At 70.2% G+C, this 18,939-nt stretch carries 16 protein-coding genes; 8 read left to right on the forward strand and 8 right to left on the reverse strand.

Annotated features, from left to right (window positions below; translation table 11 throughout):
* Positions 1 to 14 precede the first annotated feature (14 nt).
* The 3 genes from OG254_RS41865 to OG254_RS41875 are packed head-to-tail and all read right to left on the reverse strand — an operon-like array spanning position 15 to position 3,334.
* The gene (locus OG254_RS41865) at positions 15 to 971 is read right to left on the reverse strand and encodes a carbohydrate ABC transporter permease (RefSeq protein ID WP_405592758.1); all 957 of its coding nucleotides are present in this window, start codon (positions 969 to 971) and stop codon (positions 15 to 17) included.
* Entirely contained in the window at positions 971 to 2,257 is a 1,287-nt protein-coding gene (locus OG254_RS41870) for an ABC transporter substrate-binding protein (protein ID WP_405592760.1), read from the reverse strand. Before OG254_RS41870 ends, OG254_RS41865 begins: the two co-directional genes overlap by 1 nt.
* Before the next feature lie 57 nt (positions 2,258 to 2,314).
* Positions 2,315 to 3,334: a carbohydrate kinase family protein gene (locus OG254_RS41875; RefSeq protein WP_405592762.1), complete on the reverse strand. Its 1,020-nt coding sequence runs from the start codon at positions 3,332 to 3,334 to the stop codon at positions 2,315 to 2,317.
* Between the two features lie 151 nt (positions 3,335 to 3,485).
* Here OG254_RS41875 and OG254_RS41880 point away from each other — a divergent pair, with 151 nt between their 5' ends.
* The 4 genes from OG254_RS41880 (at position 3,486) to OG254_RS41895 (ending at position 10,160) form a co-directional block, all read left to right on the forward strand.
* Complete coding sequence (locus OG254_RS41880) at positions 3,486 to 4,250, forward strand: DeoR/GlpR family DNA-binding transcription regulator (protein ID WP_405595517.1); 765 nt, start codon at positions 3,486 to 3,488, stop codon at positions 4,248 to 4,250.
* Positions 4,251 to 4,440: 190 nt separating this feature from the next.
* Positions 4,441 to 5,781 (forward strand): 6-phospho-beta-glucosidase, encoded by a 1,341-nt coding sequence (locus OG254_RS41885; RefSeq protein WP_405592764.1) that lies wholly within the window; start codon positions 4,441 to 4,443, stop codon positions 5,779 to 5,781.
* Positions 5,782 to 5,862: 81 nt separating this feature from the next.
* On the forward strand, positions 5,863 to 8,910 hold the full coding sequence (locus tag OG254_RS41890; protein ID WP_405592766.1) for an alpha-mannosidase: 3,048 nt from the start codon (positions 5,863 to 5,865) through the stop codon (positions 8,908 to 8,910).
* Complete coding sequence (locus OG254_RS41895) at positions 8,910 to 10,160, forward strand: alpha-L-fucosidase (protein WP_405592768.1); 1,251 nt, start codon at positions 8,910 to 8,912, stop codon at positions 10,158 to 10,160. The genes OG254_RS41890 and OG254_RS41895 overlap by 1 nt, the downstream gene beginning before the upstream one ends.
* Positions 10,161 to 10,365: 205 nt before the next feature.
* On the opposite strand, the gene OG254_RS41900 is transcribed toward OG254_RS41895, so the two are convergent.
* Together OG254_RS41900 and OG254_RS41905 are read right to left on the reverse strand one after the other, a co-directional pair.
* Positions 10,366 to 12,048 carry a carbohydrate binding domain-containing protein gene (locus OG254_RS41900; protein WP_405592770.1) on the reverse strand — a complete coding sequence of 561 codons (1,683 nt, stop codon included), beginning with the start codon at positions 12,046 to 12,048 and terminating at the stop codon, positions 10,366 to 10,368.
* Positions 12,049 to 12,192: 144 nt separating this feature from the next.
* Positions 12,193 to 13,326 (reverse strand): ATP-grasp domain-containing protein, encoded by a 1,134-nt coding sequence (locus OG254_RS41905; RefSeq protein ID WP_405592772.1) that lies wholly within the window; start codon positions 13,324 to 13,326, stop codon positions 12,193 to 12,195.
* A 310-nt stretch (positions 13,327 to 13,636) separates the two neighbouring features.
* Between OG254_RS41905 and OG254_RS41910 the strand changes: the two genes are divergently transcribed.
* Together OG254_RS41910 and OG254_RS41915 are read left to right on the forward strand one after the other, a co-directional pair.
* Positions 13,637 to 14,497 (forward strand): metallophosphoesterase, encoded by an 861-nt coding sequence (locus OG254_RS41910; RefSeq protein WP_351192393.1) that lies wholly within the window; start codon positions 13,637 to 13,639, stop codon positions 14,495 to 14,497.
* Positions 14,494 to 15,174: a 4'-phosphopantetheinyl transferase gene (locus tag OG254_RS41915; protein ID WP_405592774.1), complete on the forward strand. Its 681-nt coding sequence runs from the start codon at positions 14,494 to 14,496 to the stop codon at positions 15,172 to 15,174. The genes OG254_RS41910 and OG254_RS41915 overlap by 4 nt, the downstream gene beginning before the upstream one ends.
* A gap of 26 nt (positions 15,175 to 15,200) precedes the next feature.
* On the opposite strand, the gene OG254_RS41920 is transcribed toward OG254_RS41915, so the two are convergent.
* Positions 15,201 to 15,431 (reverse strand): hypothetical protein, encoded by a 231-nt coding sequence (locus tag OG254_RS41920; protein WP_147992980.1) that lies wholly within the window; start codon positions 15,429 to 15,431, stop codon positions 15,201 to 15,203.
* Between the two features lie 231 nt (positions 15,432 to 15,662).
* Here OG254_RS41920 and OG254_RS41925 point away from each other — a divergent pair, with 231 nt between their 5' ends.
* Entirely contained in the window at positions 15,663 to 16,706 is a 1,044-nt protein-coding gene (locus tag OG254_RS41925) for an alpha/beta fold hydrolase (RefSeq protein WP_405592776.1), read from the forward strand.
* A gap of 35 nt (positions 16,707 to 16,741) precedes the next feature.
* Here the strand turns inward: OG254_RS41925 and OG254_RS41930 are convergent, their stop codons facing one another.
* Together OG254_RS41930 and OG254_RS41935 are read right to left on the reverse strand one after the other, a co-directional pair.
* Entirely contained in the window at positions 16,742 to 17,266 is a 525-nt protein-coding gene (locus OG254_RS41930; RefSeq protein ID WP_351192683.1) for a toxin-antitoxin system, toxin component, read from the reverse strand.
* Positions 17,267 to 17,305: 39 nt separating this feature from the next.
* Positions 17,306 to 17,956, reverse strand: coding sequence for a helix-turn-helix transcriptional regulator (locus OG254_RS41935; protein WP_147992983.1), 651 nt, complete (start codon positions 17,954 to 17,956; stop codon positions 17,306 to 17,308).
* A 223-nt stretch (positions 17,957 to 18,179) separates the two neighbouring features.
* Here OG254_RS41935 and OG254_RS41940 point away from each other — a divergent pair, with 223 nt between their 5' ends.
* Positions 18,180 to 18,842, forward strand: coding sequence for a hypothetical protein (locus OG254_RS41940; protein ID WP_405592778.1), 663 nt, complete (start codon positions 18,180 to 18,182; stop codon positions 18,840 to 18,842).
* The last annotated feature ends 97 nt before the right edge of the window (positions 18,843 to 18,939 follow it).

Raw genomic sequence — 18,939 nt, forward strand, 5'->3', positions numbered from 1 at the left:
GTGGTCAGGCCTCCCTAGTCTTCGCCCCGGCGCTGCACAAGGCGCCAGTTGATGATCGAGAAGATGACGACGACGAGGAAGATCCCCCACGCCACGGCGGCGCCGTAGCCGAAGTCGTTGTTGTCGAAGGTCTGCTGGAAGAAGTAGAGGACCATCGTCCGGCCCGCGTGATCCGGGCCACCGGAGAACGTCGAGTCGTTCGAGGTGTTCTGCAGCAGCACCTGCGCCTCGGTGAAGCTCTGCAGGCCGGTGACCGTCGAGACCACCAGCACGAACAGCAGCGTCGGCCGCAGCATCGGCAGCGTGATCCGGAAGAAGGTCTGCACGGGACCGGCGCCATCCACCCGCGCCGCCTCGTACAGCTCGCTCGGGATCGTCTGCAGGCCGGCGAGGAAGATGATCGCGTTGTAGCCGGTCCACTGCCAGGTCATCAGCGTCGCGATGGCGACCTTGATGCCCCAGGGGGTGTTCAGCCACGCCACCTGGTCCAGCCCCACGGCCTGCAACAGGGCGTTCACCAGGCCGAAGTTGGTGGAGAAGACCGAGCCGAAGACGATGGCGATGGCGACGACCGAGGTGACGTTCGGCAGGAAGTACGCGAACCGGTAGACGTTCTTGAAGCGGACCGCGGAGTTCAGCATCACGGCCGTGATCATCGCCAGGAAGATCATGGGGAAGGTGGCCAGCGCCCAGATGATCAGCGTGGTGCCGATCGAGCTCCAGAAGTCGCTGTCGCTGAGCAGGTACTGGTACTGCGAGAGCCCCGCCCACTCCATCGAGCCGAGGCCGTCCCAGCGGTGGAAGGAGAGATAGAGCGAGAAGCCGACGGGGATCAGGCCGAAGGCGAGGAAGAGGAGGTAGAAGGGGGAGATCGCGGCGTAGAGGTGCCAGTACTTACGGAAACCCGAGCGGGGCCCGGCAGTCGATGCCTGCTCCGCCATGACGGGCGGCTTTTCCAACGCGGTGGCCATCAGTAGCTCACCCCCAGGTGCTTCGCGATCCGCCGGCACTTGCTCATGGCGTCACTCCAGGCCTTCTTCGGGTCCTTGCCGAGGACGCCGACGTTCTTGATCTCGTCCTTGACCGGCTGCCCGAGCGCCACGTCGAACGGGCTGTTGTAGGCGACCGCGATCTTCTGCGCGGCCGGCCCGAAGACGTCCGTGGTCACCTGGCCCCCGAAGAAGGGGTCGGGGTCGCGCAGCTGCTTCAGGCCGTACGCGGCGGGCGTCGAGGGGAAGAGGCCCGCGTCGACATAGCCCGAGGCCTGGTTGGACGCGTTCAGCATCCAGGCGATGATCTCGAAGGCCCGCTCGGGCTCCCGGCACGCCTTGGTGATCGACAGGAACGAACCGCCGTTGTTGGACGGCCGCACCGGCATGTCGGCGATCCGCCACTTGCCCTTGGTCTTCGGGTTGCCGTTCTTGATGTCGTACGTCGCCCAGGAGGCGCCGAGCTGGCTCGGGAGCTTGCCGGAGTCGACCGCGGATATCTGGTCCGGGGTGCCGGTGACGAGGTTCGAGACGATCCCGCGCCGCTTGGCCTCCACGGCGAGCGCCCAGGCGTCCCGTATGTGCTCCTGGTCCCCGATGAAGCGCCGGTCCTTGTCGACGTAGCGCTTGCTGCCCTGCTGGACCGCGTTGTCGTAGACGCTGGTGACGTCGGTGAGCAGCGAGGTCCCGGGGATCCGCTTCTTCAGCTGCTCACCCGCATCGAAGAACTTCTCCCAGGTGTTCAGCTCCTTGGAGACGTCGGCGGGCTCGTACGGCAGCCCGGCCTCGCGGAACACCTCGTACTGGTAGAAGTGCGCGACCGGGCCGCAGTCGATCGGGAAGCCGATCATCGTGCCGTCGTCGGCGATGCCCTGGTCCCACTTCCAGTCCAGGTACTGGCTCTTGTACTTGTCGGCGCCCAGTGTCCTGAGGTCGACGAACTGGTCGGCGTTGGGCAGGTAGGACGCCATGTCCTCGCCCTTGAGGCCCGCGATGTCGGGGACGTGGGCGTTGCCGGTCATCGTGGTGATCAGCTTGGACCGGTAGTAGCCGCCGATCTTGATGGCCTGGAGGTCCACGCTGCTCGCGTAGCGGGCCTTGGCCTTGTCGACGGCCGTGTCACCGAGGCCGCCGTCCCAGTACCACAGGACCATGTTCCGGCCGGTCGAGCCGGACGGTACGGCACAGCCGGACGCCAGGCCGCTGAGCGCCGTGGCGGCCGTACCGGCCAGGCCCGCGCGGAGCAGGCCTCTTCGTGAGAGCCGCACAGCTCCCACCGCCTTTCGGATCTTTTCGGGACTTCGCATGAGAGGGGCGTGGGGGGATCAGTGCTGCCGTGCGGGTGGGGTGACGGGGGCGTACGCGACCGGGGGACCGGGATCCGTCGGAAGCCGGTCCGCCAGGAAGCCGTACGCCCGCTTCAGTTCGGGGTCGGCCAGGGAGCGCCACCAGCGGTCGACGCCGTACCAGCCGGGGGCGGCCAGGGCTCCGCCGTGCTGCCCGACCGACAGCCCGGCGGCGAGGACGGCGAACCGCAGCCGTTCCTCCAGGGGCCAGCCGCCGAGCGAGGCCGCGACGAAGCTCGCCCCGAAGACGTCGCCGGCGCCCGTCGCGTCGAGGACGTCGACGTCCAGGGCGGGCACGTCCGCGTACTCGCCGGTCGTCTGGTCGACGGCGAGCGCGCCGGAACCGCCGCGCGTCACCACGGCCACCGGCACCAGCTCGCTGAGCGTGCCGAGTGCCGCGACCGCGCTGTCGGTGCGGGTGTAGGCCATGGCCTCGGTCTCGTTGGGGAGGAAGGCATGGCACAGGGCGAGCTGGTCGAGCAGGTCGGTCGACCACCGCTGGGTGGGGTCCCAGCCGACGTCGGCGTAGATGTGGGTGCCGTTCGCGGCGGCCTTGGCCAGCCACTCGCGGGGTTCGGCCTCGATGTGCACGAGGGCCGTGCGCGCCTCGGGCGGGTCGCCCATCAGCGCGTCCTGCGAGTACGGCGGCTCCTGGCCGTGGGTGACGAGGGCCCGGTCGTGGCCGTAGGCGAGCGAGACGGTGACGGGGGTGGGCCAGCCGTCCGCGGTCCGGGAGAGCGAGAGGTCGATGTCCTCCTGGTCGCACAGGATGTCCCGGCAGTACTCGCCGTACAGGTCGTCGCCGAACACCGTGGCCAGCGAGGTCCGCAGACCGAAGCGGGCGGCGGCCACCGCCAGGTTGGCGATGCCGCCGGGGCCGCAGCCCATGCCGCCGGTCCAGATCTCCTCGCCCGGTGTCGGCGGCTTGCCGAGACCGGTGAGGACGAGGTCGTAGAAGAGCAGCCCGGTCAGCAGCACATCAGGCCGGTCGTCGTCCACGGAAGTGTCCTCTCGCTCAGGACCCGCTCGGAGAGCTCGTCAAAACTCTTCATTTCGGTGACCGGAATCGTGCGCCGCTCCGCGGGATTGGTCAATACCCGAGCAGAAATGAGCATGGCAATGATTGAAGATGACGAGTAGTGTTCACGCCGTGCTGGCAGAACGACGACACCAACTCATCCTGCGGGCCCTGCGCGCCGGTGGCCCCGCGGCCGTGACCGATCTCTCCGAACAGCTGGGTGTGAGCCCGGCCACGATCAGGCGTGACCTGCTCAAACTGGAGGAGGACGGCCTGCTCACGCGGGTGCACGGCGGCGCGGTCGTGGAGGAGGGCGACCAGCCCTTCGCCGAGGTCGCCGGGGTGCGCGTGGCCGAGAAGGACGCCATAGCCGCGCACGCCGCCGCCATGGTCGAAGACGGTCAGTCGGTGCTGCTCGACATCGGCACCACCGCCTTCCGGCTGGCCCGCCAGCTGCACGGCCGCCGGCTCACCGTGATCACCAGCAACCTGGTGGTCTACGAGGAGCTCGCCGACGACGAGGGCATCGAGCTGGTGCTGCTCGGCGGCATGGTCCGCCGTGAGTACCGCTCCCTGGTCGGCTTCCTCACCGAGGACAATCTGCGCCAGCTGCACGCCGACTGGCTGTTCCTCGGGACCAGCGGGGTGCGGCCGGGCGGGCAGGTCATGGACACCACGGTCGTCGAGGTGCCGGTCAAGCGGGCCATGATCAAGTCGAGCGACAAGGTCGTCCTGCTCGCCGACGCGGCGAAGTTCCCCGGGCACGGCATGGCGAAGGTCTGCGGTCCCGAGGACCTGGACGTGGTGGTGACGAACGCGCCGGTCGACACGGCGACGCGGGCCTCTTTGCAGGAGGCAGGCGTCGAGGTCGTCGTGGCGGGAAAGGTGCAGACTTGAACCCTCCCTCAGCCGGAGCGGAGGGATTCCTGGCTCAGGCCGCCTCACCGCTAAGCGAACAGCGAGGTCCTACGCCCTCAACACCAGCCGGGTTGGAACCAGCCCGGGATCTTGAAGCAAGTTCAAGGAGTTGGCGCGTGCTTGGTTCTCGCAACGCGTTGCGCGCAGCCTACCCGATGGGAGCAACCCGGTGAAACTGACGATTCTGGGCGGCGGCGGATTCCGCGTACCGCTCGTGTACGGGGCGCTCCTGACGGACCGCGCCGAGGGCCGGGTCACCCACGTCGTGCTGCACGACGTGGACGGACAGCGGCTCACCGCGGTGACCCGCGTGCTCGCCGAGCAGGCGGCCGGCGTGCCGGATGCCCCCACGGTGAGCGCCACGACCGACCTCGACGAGGCCCTGCGCGGCGCCGACTTCGTCTTCTCGGCGATCCGCGTCGGCGGCCTGGAGGGCAGGGCGAACGACGAGCGGGTCGCGCTCGCCGAGGGCGTCCTCGGCCAGGAGACGGTCGGCGCGGGCGGCATCGCCTACGGCCTGCGCACGGTCCCGGTAGCCGTCGACATCGCCCAGCGGGTGGCACGCCTCGCACCGGACGCCTGGGTCATCAACTTCACCAACCCGGCGGGCCTGGTCACCGAGGCCATGTCCCGCCACCTCGGCGACCGCGTCATCGGCATCTGCGACTCGCCGGTCGGCCTCGGCCGCCGTATCGCCCGCGTGCTCGGCGTGAAGAACCCCGGTGAGGCATGGATCGACTACGTCGGCCTCAACCACCTCGGCTGGGTGCGCGGCCTGCGCGTCGCCGGCCGCGACGAACTCCCGCGGCTGCTCGCCGACCCCGAACTGCTCGGCTCCTTCGAGGAGGGCAAGCTCTTCGGCGTCGACTGGCTCCAGTCGCTCGGCGCGATCCCGAACGAGTATCTGCACTACTACTACTTCAACCGCGAGGCCGTCCGCGCCTACCAGCAGGCCGACAAGACCCGCGGCGCCTTCCTGCGCGACCAGCAGGCCGGCTTCTACGAGCAGATGCGCGACCCGGACGTCTCCGCGCTTCAGGCCTGGGACCGCACCCGCGCCGAGCGCGAGGCCACCTACATGTCCGAGAACCGGGAGACGGCCGGCGCCGGCGAGCGCGACGCCGACGACCTCTCCGGCGGCTACGAGAAGGTGGCGCTCGCGCTGATGCGGGCCATCGCCCGTGACGAGCGCACCACCCTGATCCTCAACGTCCGCAACCGGAGCACACTGTCGGTGCTCGACTCCGACGCCGTCATCGAGGTGCCCTGCCTGGTCGACGCCAACGGCGCCCACCCGGTCGCCGTCGCCCCGCTGCCCGACCACGCCAACGGGCTCGTCTGCTCGGTCAAGGCGGTCGAGCGGGAGGTGCTGGCCGCCGCCGAGTCGGGTTCGCGTACGACGGCGGTGAAGGCCTTCGCGCTGCACCCGCTGGTCGACTCGGTGGGCGTCGCCCGCAGGCTGGTGGAGGGGTACTCCTCCGTCCATCCGGGGCTGGCGTACCTTAAGTAGCGCTCGTCTTCCGAAAGCGCTTTCCCCCGGTCCTGTCCGCCCCTCGCCTCCCCTCCGTTCTCTCCCTCCCTGGAGACCCTGATGCACGACGAACGCCGCCGGATCGAGGAACGCGTCGAGCGCGTCCACAACCAGCGCATCAAGCCCGCGGTCTACTCGGCCACCGTCCCCTTCGAGGTCGAGGCCTGGCAGGCGCCGGGTGAGCCGGTCTCCTTCGAGGAGGCCGCGGCTGCCCGGTACACGCCCTTCGCGATGGACACCCCGTGGGGTCCGCCCTGGGGTACGACCTGGTTCCGGATGCGCGGCCGGGTGCCCGCCGAGTGGGCCGGGCGGCGGGTCGAGGCGGTCATCGACCTCGGCTTCGTGGGGGACTGGCCCGGCAACCAGGCCGAGGCCCTGGTGCACCTGCCCGACGGCCGCCCGCTGAAGGCGGTCAACCCGCTCAACCAGTACGTGCCGATCGGCAACCCGGTCGCGGGCGGCGAGGAGATCGACTACCTGGTCGAGGCCGCCTCCAACCCGGACATCCTGGCGAACGACTTCGCGGCCCCGACCCCGCTCGGCGACGTCCTGACGGCGGGCGACAAGCCCCTCTACACCTTCCAGCGCGCCGACATCGCCATCCTCGACGAGCAGGTCTGGCACCTCGACCTGGACCTCCAGGTGCTGCGCGAGCTCATGGTCCACCTCGGCGAGCACGAGCCCCGCCGCCACGAGATCATGCACACCCTCGACCGGGCCATGGACGTCCTCGACCTGGACGACATCCCGGGCAGCGCGGCGGCCGTACGCGAGGTACTCGCCCCCGTCCTGGCCAGGCCCGCGCACGCCAGCGCGCACACGATCTCCGGCGTCGGCCACGCGCACATCGACTCCGCGTGGCTGTGGCCCATCCGCGAGACCAAGCGCAAGACGTCCCGCACCTTCTCGAACGTCACGTCGCTCGCCGACGAGTACGACGACTTCATCTTCGCCTGCTCTCAGGCCCAGCAGTACGAGTGGGTGCGCGACAACTACCCGCACGTGTGGGCCCGGATCCAGGAGTCCGTGAAGAAGGGCCAGTGGGCGCCGGTCGGCGGCATGTGGGTCGAGGCCGACGGCAACCTGCCCGGCGGCGAGGCCATCGCCCGCCAGCTCATCCACGGCAAGCGGTTCTTCATCGAGCACTTCGGCGTCGAGACCAAGGGCGTCTGGCTGCCTGACTCCTTCGGCTACACCGCCGCCTATCCGCAGCTCGCCAAGCTCGCCGGCAACGAGTGGTTCCTGACCCAGAAGATCTCCTGGAACCAGACCAACAAGTTCCCCCACCACACCTTCTGGTGGGAGGGCATCGACGGCACCCGCATCTTCACCCACTTCCCGCCGGTCGACACCTACAACGCCCGCTTCAGCGGCGAGGAGATGGACCGCGCGGTCCGCAACTACTCCGAGAAGGGCGGCGGTTCGCGCTCCCTCGCCCCCTTCGGCTGGGGCGACGGCGGTGGCGGCCCCACCCGCGAGATCATGGAGCGGGCGCGCCGGCTCGCCGACCTGGAGGGCTCGCCCAAGGTCGTCATCGAGCACCCGGACGAGTTCTTCGCCAAGGCCCGCGCCGAGTACGAGGACGCCCCGGTCTGGAACGGCGAGCTCTACCTGGAGCTGCACCGCGCCACCTACACCTCCCAGGCCCGCACCAAGCAGGGCAACCGGCGCAGCGAACACAAGCTGCGCGAGGCCGAGCTGTGGGCGACGACCGCCGCGCTGCACGCGCCGGGATACGCCTACCCGTACGAGAAGCTGGACCGACTGTGGAAGACGGTCCTGCTGCACCAGTTCCACGACATCCTGCCGGGCTCCTCGATCGCCTGGGTGCACCGCGAGGCCGAGGCCGAATACGCCCGCGTGGCAAAGGAGTTGGAGGCGCTGACGGCCGAGGCGGTCGCGGCACTGGGCGGGGGAGAGGCCCGCGTCTTCAACACGAGCCCGTACGCGCGGGCCGAGGTGGTCCGTACGGCCGAGGGCGCACCGGCGTATGTCGAGGTGCCCGCGAGCGGCAGCGCGCCGCTGACCGACGCCGAGCCCGCGCAGCCGGTGAAGGTCGAGGGCCGGGTCCTCGACAACGGGCTGGTGCGCGTCGAGGTGGCGCAGGACGGCACGCTCGCCTCCGTGCGGGATCTGCGCGTCGGCCGCGAAGTCCTCGCCGACAAGGGCAACTTGCTGCGCCTGCACACCGACCTCCCGAACTACTGGGACGCCTGGGACATCGACAAGCACTACAAGAACCGCTACAAGGACCTGCTGGAGACGGAGTCGCTGACCGTCGTCGAAGAGGACCCCCTCGTCGGCGCGATCCGTGTCACCCGCTCCTTCGGCAAGGGTTCGAAGCTCACCCAGACGATCACGGTCCGCGCCGGCAGCCCCCGTATCGACTTCGAGACCGAGATCGACTGGCACGAGGCCGAGAAGATCCTCAAGGCGGGCTTCCCGGTCGACATCCGGGCCCCGCACTCCTCCGCCGAGATCCAGTTCGGCCACATCCAGCGGCCCACCCACACCAACACCAGCTGGGAGGCGGCCCGCTTCGAGGTCTCCGGCCACCGCTGGGTGCACATCGCCGAGCCCGGCTACGGCGTCGCGGTCATCAACGACTCGACCTACGGCCATGACGTCTCGCGCACGGTCCGCGAGGACGGCGGTACGACGACCAGGGTCAGCCTCAGCCTGGTCCGCGCCCCGCGCGTCCCGGACCCCGAGGCCGACCAGGGCATGCACCGCTTCACCTACTCCCTGCTCCCCGGCGCGAGCATCGAGGACGCCGTCGCCGAGGGCTACTCCCTCAACCTCCCCCTGCGGGTGGCGGACGCGGCGGGCGCGCCCGAGCCGGTCGTCTCCGTGGACGGGGACGGCGTGACCGTCGAGGCGGTCAAGCTGGCCGACGACGAGTCCGGCGACGTCGTGGTGCGGCTCTACGAGTCGCGGGGCGGCCGGGCACAGGGCGTCGTGCGCACCGGGTTCCCGCTGGCCGGCGCGCAGATCACCGACCTCCTGGAGCGCCCGCTGGAGGCCGCCGAGATCGACGGCGGGGTGCCGGTGTCGCTGCGCCCGTTCCAGGTGCTGACCCTTCGCCTCCAGCGCGCCGAGGTGAGCTGATGGCGATGCAACCCTGGTTCACCGACGCCAAGTTGGGGATCTTCATCCACTGGGGCATCTACGCCGTCGACGGCGTCCAGGAGTCCTGGTCGTTCTACGACGACATCGTCCCGTACGACCGGTACATGTCCCAGTTCGACCGCTTCACCGCCGCCCGCTACGAACCGCGCGACTGGGCGAAGCTCTTCGCGCGGGCCGGCGCCAAGTACGCCGTCCTCACCAGCCGCCACCACGACGGCGTGGCCCTGTGGGACACGGCCCACGGCGACCTGAACGTGGGCCGCGACCTGATCGGCGGCTACGCGGACGCCCTGCGCGAGCAGGGCCTCAAGGTCGGCCTCTACTACTCCCACTCGGACTGGAGCCACCCCGACTACGCCTCCACGCGCAAGCCCGGCCGCCCGCCGGAGCTGGAGGACAACCGGTACTCCGAGGTCGCGGCCGAGGACGAGGACTTGGACGCCTGGGAACGCTTCCTCGTCTACCGGGACGGTCAGATACGGGAGTTGACGTCCCGTTACAAGCCGGACCTGTTGTGGTTCGACGGCGAGTGGGACCGCAGCGAGGAGCAGTGGCGCATCCCCGAGCTGGCCGCGCTGATCCGCTCCGAGGTGCCGGATGTCGTCTTCAACGCCCGCATGCTCAGCGAGGGCGACTACGCGACGCCCGAGCAGGGCGCCCCGGTCGTCCCGCCCGAGGGCCCCTGGGAGCTGTGCCTGACGGTCAACGACTCCTGGGGCCACCAGCACCACGACCGCAACCACAAGTCGGTCGACCAGCTGATCCGGTACTTCACGGAGACGATCGGTGGGGGCGGCAACCTGCTGCTCAGCGTCGGCCCCCGCGAGGACGGCACCATCCCGCAGGAGCACGTCGAGCGTCTGGAGGGACTCGGCGACTGGATCGCGAAGCACGCGGAGGCGGTGTACGGCACCGAGCGCGGCCTCCCGGCCGGCCACCACTACGGCCCGAGCACCCTCTCCAAGGACCGCCGCACCCTGTACCTGATCCTCTTCGACGCCCCGCGCGCCGAGATCAACGTACGTGGACTGCTCGGTGGTGTACGCCGGGTCACGGTGCTCGGCAGCGGGCGGGAACTGGCGCACCGCGTCACCGGCGGTCTGCACGAGACGCCCGGGGTGCTCTGGATCGAGCCGCCCACCGGGGCGGACCTCGACCCGCACGCCACGGTGCTCGCGGTCGAGTTGGACGGGGAGCTGGAGCTGTACCGCGGATCGGGCCGCTTCTGACCCGGGACTGCGGGAACTACTTCGGGCCGGTCGGCCGCCACCCCCGTCGACAGCGGTCGGCCGACCCGAAATCCCCCGTGCTTCCCCCGTGGTGGTGCTGTCCCCCGTTGTTCCCCCGTTGCCTTTCACCCTTATGAGCGCGCGGTCGGCGCCCTGATACACCCTCCCGGGAAAAAATTTCCCGGGAGGGATGACGAAGGCGACCTCAGCCGGTGAATCCGGCCGTGATGGACGTGAACTGCCAGTTGCTCTGGCTGATCCCGGAGCAGTTGCTCGTCACGCCGCCGCCCGGGCACGGCCGGTCGCGGTTGACCGACCAGAACGCGAGACGGGCGATGTGGTGGGAGTTCGCCCAGTCGCGGATCTGGGTCCAGGTCGCGGGCGAGGTGAGCTCCTGTTGGTCGGACAGGCCGTTCATGCCGGAGATGCCGATGTGCGCGTAGGCGGTGGCGTCGTCCCAGCCGAAGGTGGACTTCAGCTTGTTCTTCAGCCCCTCCGAGGCGTTCACGGTGTTGCCGTACATGTCGGCGCCGCCGCCGAAGTCGAACGGCATGATCGTGAAGACGTCGATGTCCGCGTTCAGCGCCTTGGCCTGCTCGATGAGCCGGTTGCCCCAGTACGTCGGCCCGGTCGTCGAGGTGCCGAAGGTGAGGACGGTCCGCAGGCCCGGGTTGTTCGCCTTGACGATCTTCAGGGCGTTCAGGATCCGGTCCTGCACGGTGGCGTTCTCGAATTCGTCGGTGTTCTCGATGTCGACGTCGATCGCCTTCAGCCCGTAGGCGTCGATGACCCTCTGGTACGCACCCGCGAGCGCCTCGGGCGTCGAACAGTTCGGCCCGAGCTTGTTGCCGCTCCAGCCGCCGATCGACGGCACGATGTCACCGCCGGCGGCCCGGATGGAGTTGATGACGCTCTGGTCGTTGCCGCCGGTCAGCGGTCGCGATCCGTCCCAGGCGGGGTTGCAGCCGCCGGAGGAGAGGATGAACGCCATCGTGTACCACTTGACGCCGGTCGCGCTCATCACCGAGGCAGCGCTCGGCGGATCGCCCCAGCCCAGGTACAGATAGGGCGCGGCCTGCTTGAAGCCGGTACCGCCACCGCCGCCGGTGTCCGTCGTGACGGTGACGGCGTTGGAGGCCGCCGACACGTTCCCGGCCGCGTCCCGTGCCTTCACCGTGAAGGTGTAGCCCGTGCTGGGCGACAGTCCGCTGACCGTGGCACTCGTACCGGAGACGCTGAGCACCTGGCTGGAGCCGCGGAAGATGTCGTACCCCGTCACCCCGACGTTGTCCGTCGAGGCGTTCCAGGCCAGCGACACACTGGACGAGGTCTTGCCGGTGGACCGCAGGCTGCCCGGCACGCTCGGCGCCTGGGTGTCCGAGCCGCCGCCGGGCCCGTCGAGACTGATGTCGTCGGCGTAGTAGGTGCCCTGGGCGTACCAGCCGTGGACGTACACGGTGGCGCTGGTCTGGGAGGCGCCGGTCGTGAAGGACAGCGACAGCCGGCTGTACGCCGACGGTGACGTCGTCCAGGTGGAGGCACCGCCGTCCACACCCAGGTAGACGTAGGACCCGCGCACCCAGCCGCCGAGGGTGTACGTCGTGTTCGGCTGGACCGAGACGGTCTGGCCGCACTTGGCGATGTCACTCGAACTGACCGCCCCCGCAAGGGCCTTGGACCCGCTGTTCACGGGGGAGGAGACGACGGACCCGAGACTGCCGGTGCAGGACCACGGGGAGAGCCCGCCCGACTCGAAGCCGGCGTTGGACAGGACGTTGGCCGCCTGGGCCGTACCGGGAAGTGCGACGGCTCCGGTGAACGCGAGAGCGGCGGAGCCGAGCAGAGCGAGGAATCGACGCCTGAGGCGTCTGAGGGGTTGCTTGCGCACGCGATCTCCCTGGGAAAAGTGGGGTGTTCGGGAGTGCACGAGGTGCAGAAGTGCGCGAACCAAATTGGTATGGACCAACCCCGCTGTCAAGCGTTGATGCCGGGATTGGTCCAGACCGACGGCAACCCGTATGGGGCCGACAACCTAGAGCGGCAGAACCTGAGCCGCCCCACTCCCGACCGAGTCGACCGGCGCGGGCGCCGGCATCGCCGGCAGCAGCGGCTCTTCCACTTCCGCCCGCTGCTGCGGAATGGACACCGCCCGCACCGGCCGCGGCCCGGACACGATCGTGTAGTCCTGGCCGAGGAACGGCGGCACCACCACCCCGGGGTCCTCCCCGAGCGCCAACTGCACAGCCAGCCAAGGCACGTTGACCCCGCACAGCGACAGCTGATGCAAGCCCCCGGCCGGCCGCGTGTTGACATCCATCAGCACCGGAGTGTCCCCGAACATCCGGAACTGGATGTTCGACAGATAGTGCAGCCCGAACCCCTCCGCGATCAGTCGCGCCGGCTCCAGCCACTGCTCCTGCAGCGTGAACCCACGACGGCGACCGTTCTTGATCCGGCCGATCGCCAGCCGCACCCGGTTGTCCGGCCCGGTCAGGCAGTCCACCGACACCTCCGGCTGCTCCAGCCGCGGCATCACCAGCCAGTCCACCGGCTCGTCGGTCCGCCGCAACGCGTCCAGCACCAGATCCAGCTGCACATACGGAGTCGGGAACCCGCTGAGGTGCAGGAGCGAGAAGGGGGAGCGCGTGATCATGCGGAAGCCCACCCCGCCCGCACCGGACGCCGGCTTGAAGCACGCCTTGTGCCCGGCGGCCTCCAACTCCTCCACGGCGGCGACGAGTTCATCGGCGTTGCGCACCCGCCACCACGGCGGCACCGGCACCCCGACGGCCTGCACGGCCTCGTACGCGATCACCTTGTCCTGGAAGACCGCCACGGCCTCCGGCGGCGGCGCAAGCAGCGCCGTACCGACCGCTTCGAACTCCGCGCGGTGCGCCACGATCGCCGACTGGTGCAGCCGGGGCACGAACACGTCGATACCGCGGCGCCTGCACTGGGCGAGGGCGTACTCCACGTACCCGGCCGGCGACAGGCCCTCCGGCTCCAGCTCGGCGGTGTCGGCGGCGGCGAGCACGGGTGAGTCGGCGTCCCCGTGCGTCGCATGGATCTCCACGGCCCGATCGCTGGGATTTCGTCGCAGCTGATCCATGAAGAACACGTTCTCCGCGTACGTGCGGTTGAGCCAGACGCGTACGCGAGAGACCATGCAGGGCCGTCCTTTCGGGGTTCGCGGGCAGGGCGAAGCAGGCCCGTGCCCGGGCAGGGTGGTTGGAGGGACACCAAATCGCCCCTTGCGAGGGGACGCTGATTGCCGTGGTGTTGGGGCGATCATACGGGTTTCAAGGGGAGCCGCGTGCAACGTACGTGTTACGGAATTGAGGATGCTTCCTGACCGTCAGGAACACCCCCGGCGCCCCTCCCGGCGACGACGTGATCCGGCCTTGTACCGGTGGGGCACTCTGTGATCTCGTGGTCCTGTTCGTGTGATCGTTCCGTGTGATCGGAAGGGGCGAAGGGTGACGTCGACGGCCCGCGGTGCCGGACAGCTGCTGGCCATCAGCGACCTGCACATCGGATACGAGGAGAACCGCGCCCTCGTCGAGAAGATGCGCCCCGACTCGGACGACGACTGGCTGCTCGTCGCCGGCGACGTGGCGGAGACCGTCGCCGACATCCGCTGGGCCCTGAAGACGCTCGCCGGCCGCTTCAGCAAGGTCGTCTGGGCCCCCGGCAACCACGAGCTGTGGACCCACCCGAAGGACTCGGTCACCCTGCGCGGCGTCGAGCGCTACGAGCACCTGGTCGAGGTGTGCCGGGAACTCGGCGTGACGACCCCCGAGGACCCCTACCCCGTCTGGGAGGGACCCGGCGGCCCGGTCGCGGTGGCGCCGCTGTTCCTGCTGTACGACTACTCCTTCCTGCCCTCCGGCTGCACCACCAAGGAGGAGGGGCTGAAGTACGCGCACGGCACCGGGATCGTGTGCAACGACGAGTACCTGCTGCACCCCGACCCCTACCCGTCCCGCGAGGCCTGGTGCGAGGCCCGGGTCGCCGAGACCGAGCGCCGGCTCGCCGCACTGCCCGAGGACCTGCCCACCGTCCTCGTCAACCACTACCCGCTGGACCGGCATCCGACGAACGTGCTGTGGTACCCCGAGTTCGCCATGTGGTGCGGCACCCGGCTGACCGCGGACTGGCACCGCAGGTTCCGCGTCGAGACGATGGTCTACGGCCACCTCCACATCCCGCGGACCACCTATCACGAGGGCGTCCGCTTCGAGGAGGTCTCGGTGGGGTACCCCCGCGAATGGCGCAAGCGACCGGACCCGCCGGGCCGGCTGCGCCGCATTCTGCCGAAGGAGGGTGCGGCCCGGTGATCGAGGAACTGCTGCCGGACCCCGTGGTCACCGTCGAGGCGTACGGCCATGACGAGCACCCGGGCGCCGCCCTGTACCCCGAGGAGGAGGCCGTCGTCGCCAAGGCGGTCGACAAGCGCCGCCGGGAGTTCGCCGTCGTACGATCCTGCGCCCGCCGCGCCATGGAGAAGCTGGGTGTGCCCCCGCAGCCGATCCTGCCCGGTGAACGCGGCGCCCCCGGCTGGCCGGCCGGTCTGGTCGGCAGCATGACCCACTGCGACGGCTACGCCGCCGCCGCACTGGTTCGCGCCGCCGATCTGGCCTCCCTCGGTATCGACGCCGAACCCCACCAGACGCTCCCGGAGGGAGTGCTGCCCGCCGTCGCCCTGCCCGCCGAGGAGGAGCGGCTGCGCCGGCTGGCCGGCGACCACCCCGATGTCCACTGGGACCGGCTCCTGTTCAGCGCCAAGGAGTCCGTCTACAAGGCGTGGTTCCCCCTCACCGGAAAGTGGCTCGACTTCGCCGAGGCCGACATCGACGTCTTCGCCGACGCCGGTGAGCGGCACAGCGGCGGTCTGCACGCCCGGCTCCTCGTGCCGGGCCCGCGGGTGGGCGAGCGCCGGATCGACGTCTTCGAGGGCCGGTGGACCGTCCAGCGGGGGCTGGTGGCGACCGCCGTCAGCGTGCCGCACCCCTGAGCCCCCTCCCGGCGCAGGTCGGCCCGCTAGGGCTCCGCCGGGCACCAGCTCGTCAGCAGCCGGAAGAACGCCTCCTCGTTGCCCGTCAGACCCGCGTCCGCCAGCGCCTGTTCCGCCTCGGCGAGGACGGCGGGCGGCACCACGGTTGGCCGGCCCTTCCCGGGTGGACCGTCGAACGCGGCTCGTACGGTGTGCAAAAGCCGCAGGTACGCCTGGACTGCGGTGCGCTCGCGATCGGTCAGTACGGCAGTGGGCATCGGTCGGCTCTCCCCAAGTCGGCGTCATCGCGTCACGCCCGCACATGAGGGCGCACCACCAGCTTGCCGTCCACCACTGACAATCGGGTCCGACCACATCTGCGTTCGTCCGCTTAGCGGAGCCGAAACCTCCCCGAAATCCCTGGTGGGAAAGGCGTTCTACGCTGAGGGGAGGGGCTTTTGGCCGCGCCGCTCGCGGCCGGGGAACGCGGCAGGAACGGAGGTGGGTGCGTGGCCGACGTCCAGGGACTGAGCCCTGCGCGCGCCGTACGGCTGCGTTCGGTGGGCGACGGGGAGCTCGCGTTGCAGTACCGCGTCGTGCACGGCTACCGGCGCGCCTTCCGCATGGCCGGTGAGGGGCCGGTCCTGGTGCTGATCCACGGCATCGGGGACTCCTCCGACACCTGGGCCGAACTGATCCCCGACCTCGCGCGCACGCATACCGTGATCGCCCCCGACCTGCTCGGCCACGGCGCCTCGGACAAGCCGCGCGCCGACTACTCGGTGGCCGCGTACGCGAACGGCGTGCGCGACCTGCTCACCACGCTCGGCGTCGAGTCGGCGACCCTGGTCGGGCACTCGCTGGGCGGGGGAGTGGCGATGCAGTTCGCCTACCAGTTCCCCGAGCGCACCGAACGGCTGATCCTGGTCAGCGCGGGCGGGGTGGGGCGCGAGGTCAATCCGGTGCTGCGGCTGGTGTCGCTGCCGGGCGCGCACCTGATGCTGTCGGCGCTGCGGCTGCCGGGAATGCAGCTGCAAGTGGGGCTGGCGGTACGGCTGATGAGGCTCCTCGACACCGATCTCGGGCAGGACGCGCCGGAACTGCTGACCCTCGTCGACGCGCTGCCCGACGAGACCTCGCGCAACGCGTTCATCCGTACCCTGCGGGCGGTGGTCGACTGGCGCGGACAGGTGGTCACGATGCTGGACCGCTGCTATCTGACCGAGGGCATGCCGACCATGTTGCTGTGGGGCGACCGGGACAGCGTGGTGCCGGTGCGGCACGCTCTCGGCGCGCACGAGGCGATGCCCGGCAGCCGGCTGGAGATCTTCGAGGGGGCGGGGCACTTCCCGTTCCACACCGACCCGGCCCGTTTCGTCGCGCTGGTCGAGGAGTTCACCAGCGGCACGGCCCCCGCCGACTGGAGCCGCGAAAACTGGCGCGAGATGCTGCGGGCGGGGCGGCCCGGCACGGCGGCGGGGCAGCCGGACACGGTCCGTTCCCGCGAGGTCGAACGGGAGCTGCGGGAGGCGAGCGAGCGCAGCGCGACCTGACCCCGGGCAGCCGGACACCGCCCGACGCCCCTCGATCAGCCCTGCGGTCCCAGATAACCCAGTGACGCCTCGATCCGCCCCGCCAGATGGTCCCGCTGCCCCCGCACCGACGAGTCCGCCAGCCAGGTGCGGCACTTGCTGGCCAGCAGCAGGCCGAAGCTCTCGGCCTCCTTCTCCTCGGCCTCGTCGAAGCGGCTGCGGGCGGCGACCTTCAGCACCGTCGAGCGCAGATCGGCGTCGTCGCTGAGCAGCCTGGCCGCCACGGTGGCGCCCTCGATGCTGTGGGTGCAGTGACCGGCCTTCATGTGCCACAGCTCGTGACCGAGGATCACCAACTGGTGGTCCGGCGCGGTGCGTTCCTCGATCACGACCAGGTCCTGGTCGGCCATGTCGAGCCACAGCCCGCTGGCGGTGTCGGCCGGGAAGGCGGCCGTACGGAAGTGGACGGGACGGCCGCGGCGTCTGCTCATCGCGTCGCACAGCGCGCCGTACAGCCTGTCGGGGGCCGCGGGCGCGGGGAGCGTCAGCTCCGCGACCAACTCGCCGCACAGGCGGCGCATTTCCCTACCGATGCCCACTGCTCTCCCGTTCTCCCCGGATCACGACTCGGGTCGCTTGACGCTCTCCAGGAGCATGTCCAGCCACTCCGCGACCTTGTCGCGGTGCTGGTCGGTGGGCAGTTGGGCGGCCCGCCAGGCGATGCCGCGCACTCCGTGGTCCTGGAGGAGCTTCTCCAGCGGGTCCTCGGCGGCCTGGGCGGCCTCGCGCTCCGCGAGCTTTTGGAGCAGGTCCTGCTCGGTGCGCTGGAGGGCGCCGGCCAGCGCCTCGGGGTCCTCGGCCGTGAGGAATCCGGCGTGCACCCGGAAGAAGCGCTGGATGGCGTCGCAGTGCTCCATGGTGGGGCGCCGGTCGCCGTTGATCAGGGCGCCGGCCTGCTGCCGTGACATGCCCGCGCCGTCGGCGATCTCCTGCTGGGTGTACTTGCGGCCGTTCGGCTTCACGCGGGTGCGGCGCAGCAGGTCGAGCCGCTGGAGGAAGCGGGCCTGCACGTCGGGCTCACCCGCGGGGCGGCCGCTCAGCAGGGCCCTGACGACGGGTTCCGTGACGCCGCAGGCGACGGACAGCCGCCCGGTGTGGAGGACCTCCGTGTGCGGCACGCCGAGCCGGTCGGCGAGCGCGGTGACACGGGCGACGACGGCCGGCAGCGCTACCGTCGGCGTGGCGCCCGACCCCTCGAAGCCATCCGTCACCGGCAGATCTCCTACGTCTCTCACAGGCTTCTCACAAGCCCTTCCCGTGAACTTGACGGAGATTACCGGGTAGTTCGAACTCACATCCAGGTCTCGCCACAACTGTGGCCAATTTCAGCCGTCAACAGGCACGAAATGCCACGATAGTTGACACGACTCGGGCTCGGGCAGCAGGATCGGGGCGCCGCGTGAAGGCCGCATAGGCAAGAGGGGTGACCTCCCGATGGCATATCAGGCAGGTGGGCAGCGGTCCGAACCGCGACCCGTCCCCGAGAGGCCGGAGGCCCAGGCGTATCTGCGGGACTATGCCGCACTCGTGGAGGCCGTGCCCTTCCCGTCCGTCGTGCTCGACCACTGCTGGGACGTCGTCCTGGCGAACACCGCTTTCGCGTCACTTTTCCGCGGCGTGGGCCCGCATCCGACGGCCATGCCCGGCGACAACTTCCTCAGATTCGTCCTCTTCCACCCGGACGCGAGCACCGTCCTCGGCGAGCACGAGTCCAGCTGGTGCCTGCCGATGCTGGCCCACTTCGCCGCCGCCGTGGAGCGGCAGGGCCATGACCACGGGTTGCAGGCCATCCGCCGGGAGATCGCGCAGGATCCGATCATGGAGGCCGCCTACCGGCAGGGCCTGCCGCACTGGATCCGCGCGGTCGGCGAGCAGGCCGTCGCCCGGGACGGTGCCGTACGTCCGCTGCTGCACCCCGACCCGCGCTGGGGCGCCACCGAGTGCCGCGTCGTCGACGAGACGCCCATGACCCTTCAGGAGATGGGCTACACCCGGCTGACGCTGGTGCTGCGCGAGGTGCGCCGAGACCGGCCCCGGACGCGTACGGCGCGCCGCGGCGCCGCCCATCTGCGCGTCGTGCCCGTCACCGAGAACTGAACGGGGCACCGTCGGCGTTCAGGTCGCCGGCGGCGCCCCGTCAGCGCGCTGTCGTATTTCTGTGAAGCGGTCACTGTCGCGTCATTCCGTCCGAGGG

This window comes from Streptomyces sp. NBC_01092 (genome assembly GCF_045039535.1).
Classification (GTDB): domain Bacteria; phylum Actinomycetota; class Actinomycetes; order Streptomycetales; family Streptomycetaceae; genus Streptomyces.

Coding starts and splice junctions, on each gene's coding strand:
- OG254_RS41865 (WP_405592758.1), bottom strand. CDS start 971: ATGGCCACCGCGTTGGAAAAGCCGCCCGTCATGGCGGAGCAGGCATCG.
- OG254_RS41890 (WP_405592766.1), top strand. CDS start 5,863: ATGCACGACGAACGCCGCCGGATCGAGGAACGCGTCGAGCGCGTCCAC.
- OG254_RS41895 (WP_405592768.1), top strand. CDS start 8,910: ATGGCGATGCAACCCTGGTTCACCGACGCCAAGTTGGGGATCTTCATC.
- OG254_RS41905 (WP_405592772.1), bottom strand. CDS start 13,326: ATGGTCTCTCGCGTACGCGTCTGGCTCAACCGCACGTACGCGGAGAAC.
- OG254_RS41920 (WP_147992980.1), bottom strand. CDS start 15,431: ATGCCCACTGCCGTACTGACCGATCGCGAGCGCACCGCAGTCCAGGCG.
- OG254_RS41930 (WP_351192683.1), bottom strand. CDS start 17,266: ATGCGCCGCCTGTGCGGCGAGTTGGTCGCGGAGCTGACGCTCCCCGCG.
- OG254_RS41940 (WP_405592778.1), top strand. CDS start 18,180: ATGGCATATCAGGCAGGTGGGCAGCGGTCCGAACCGCGACCCGTCCCC.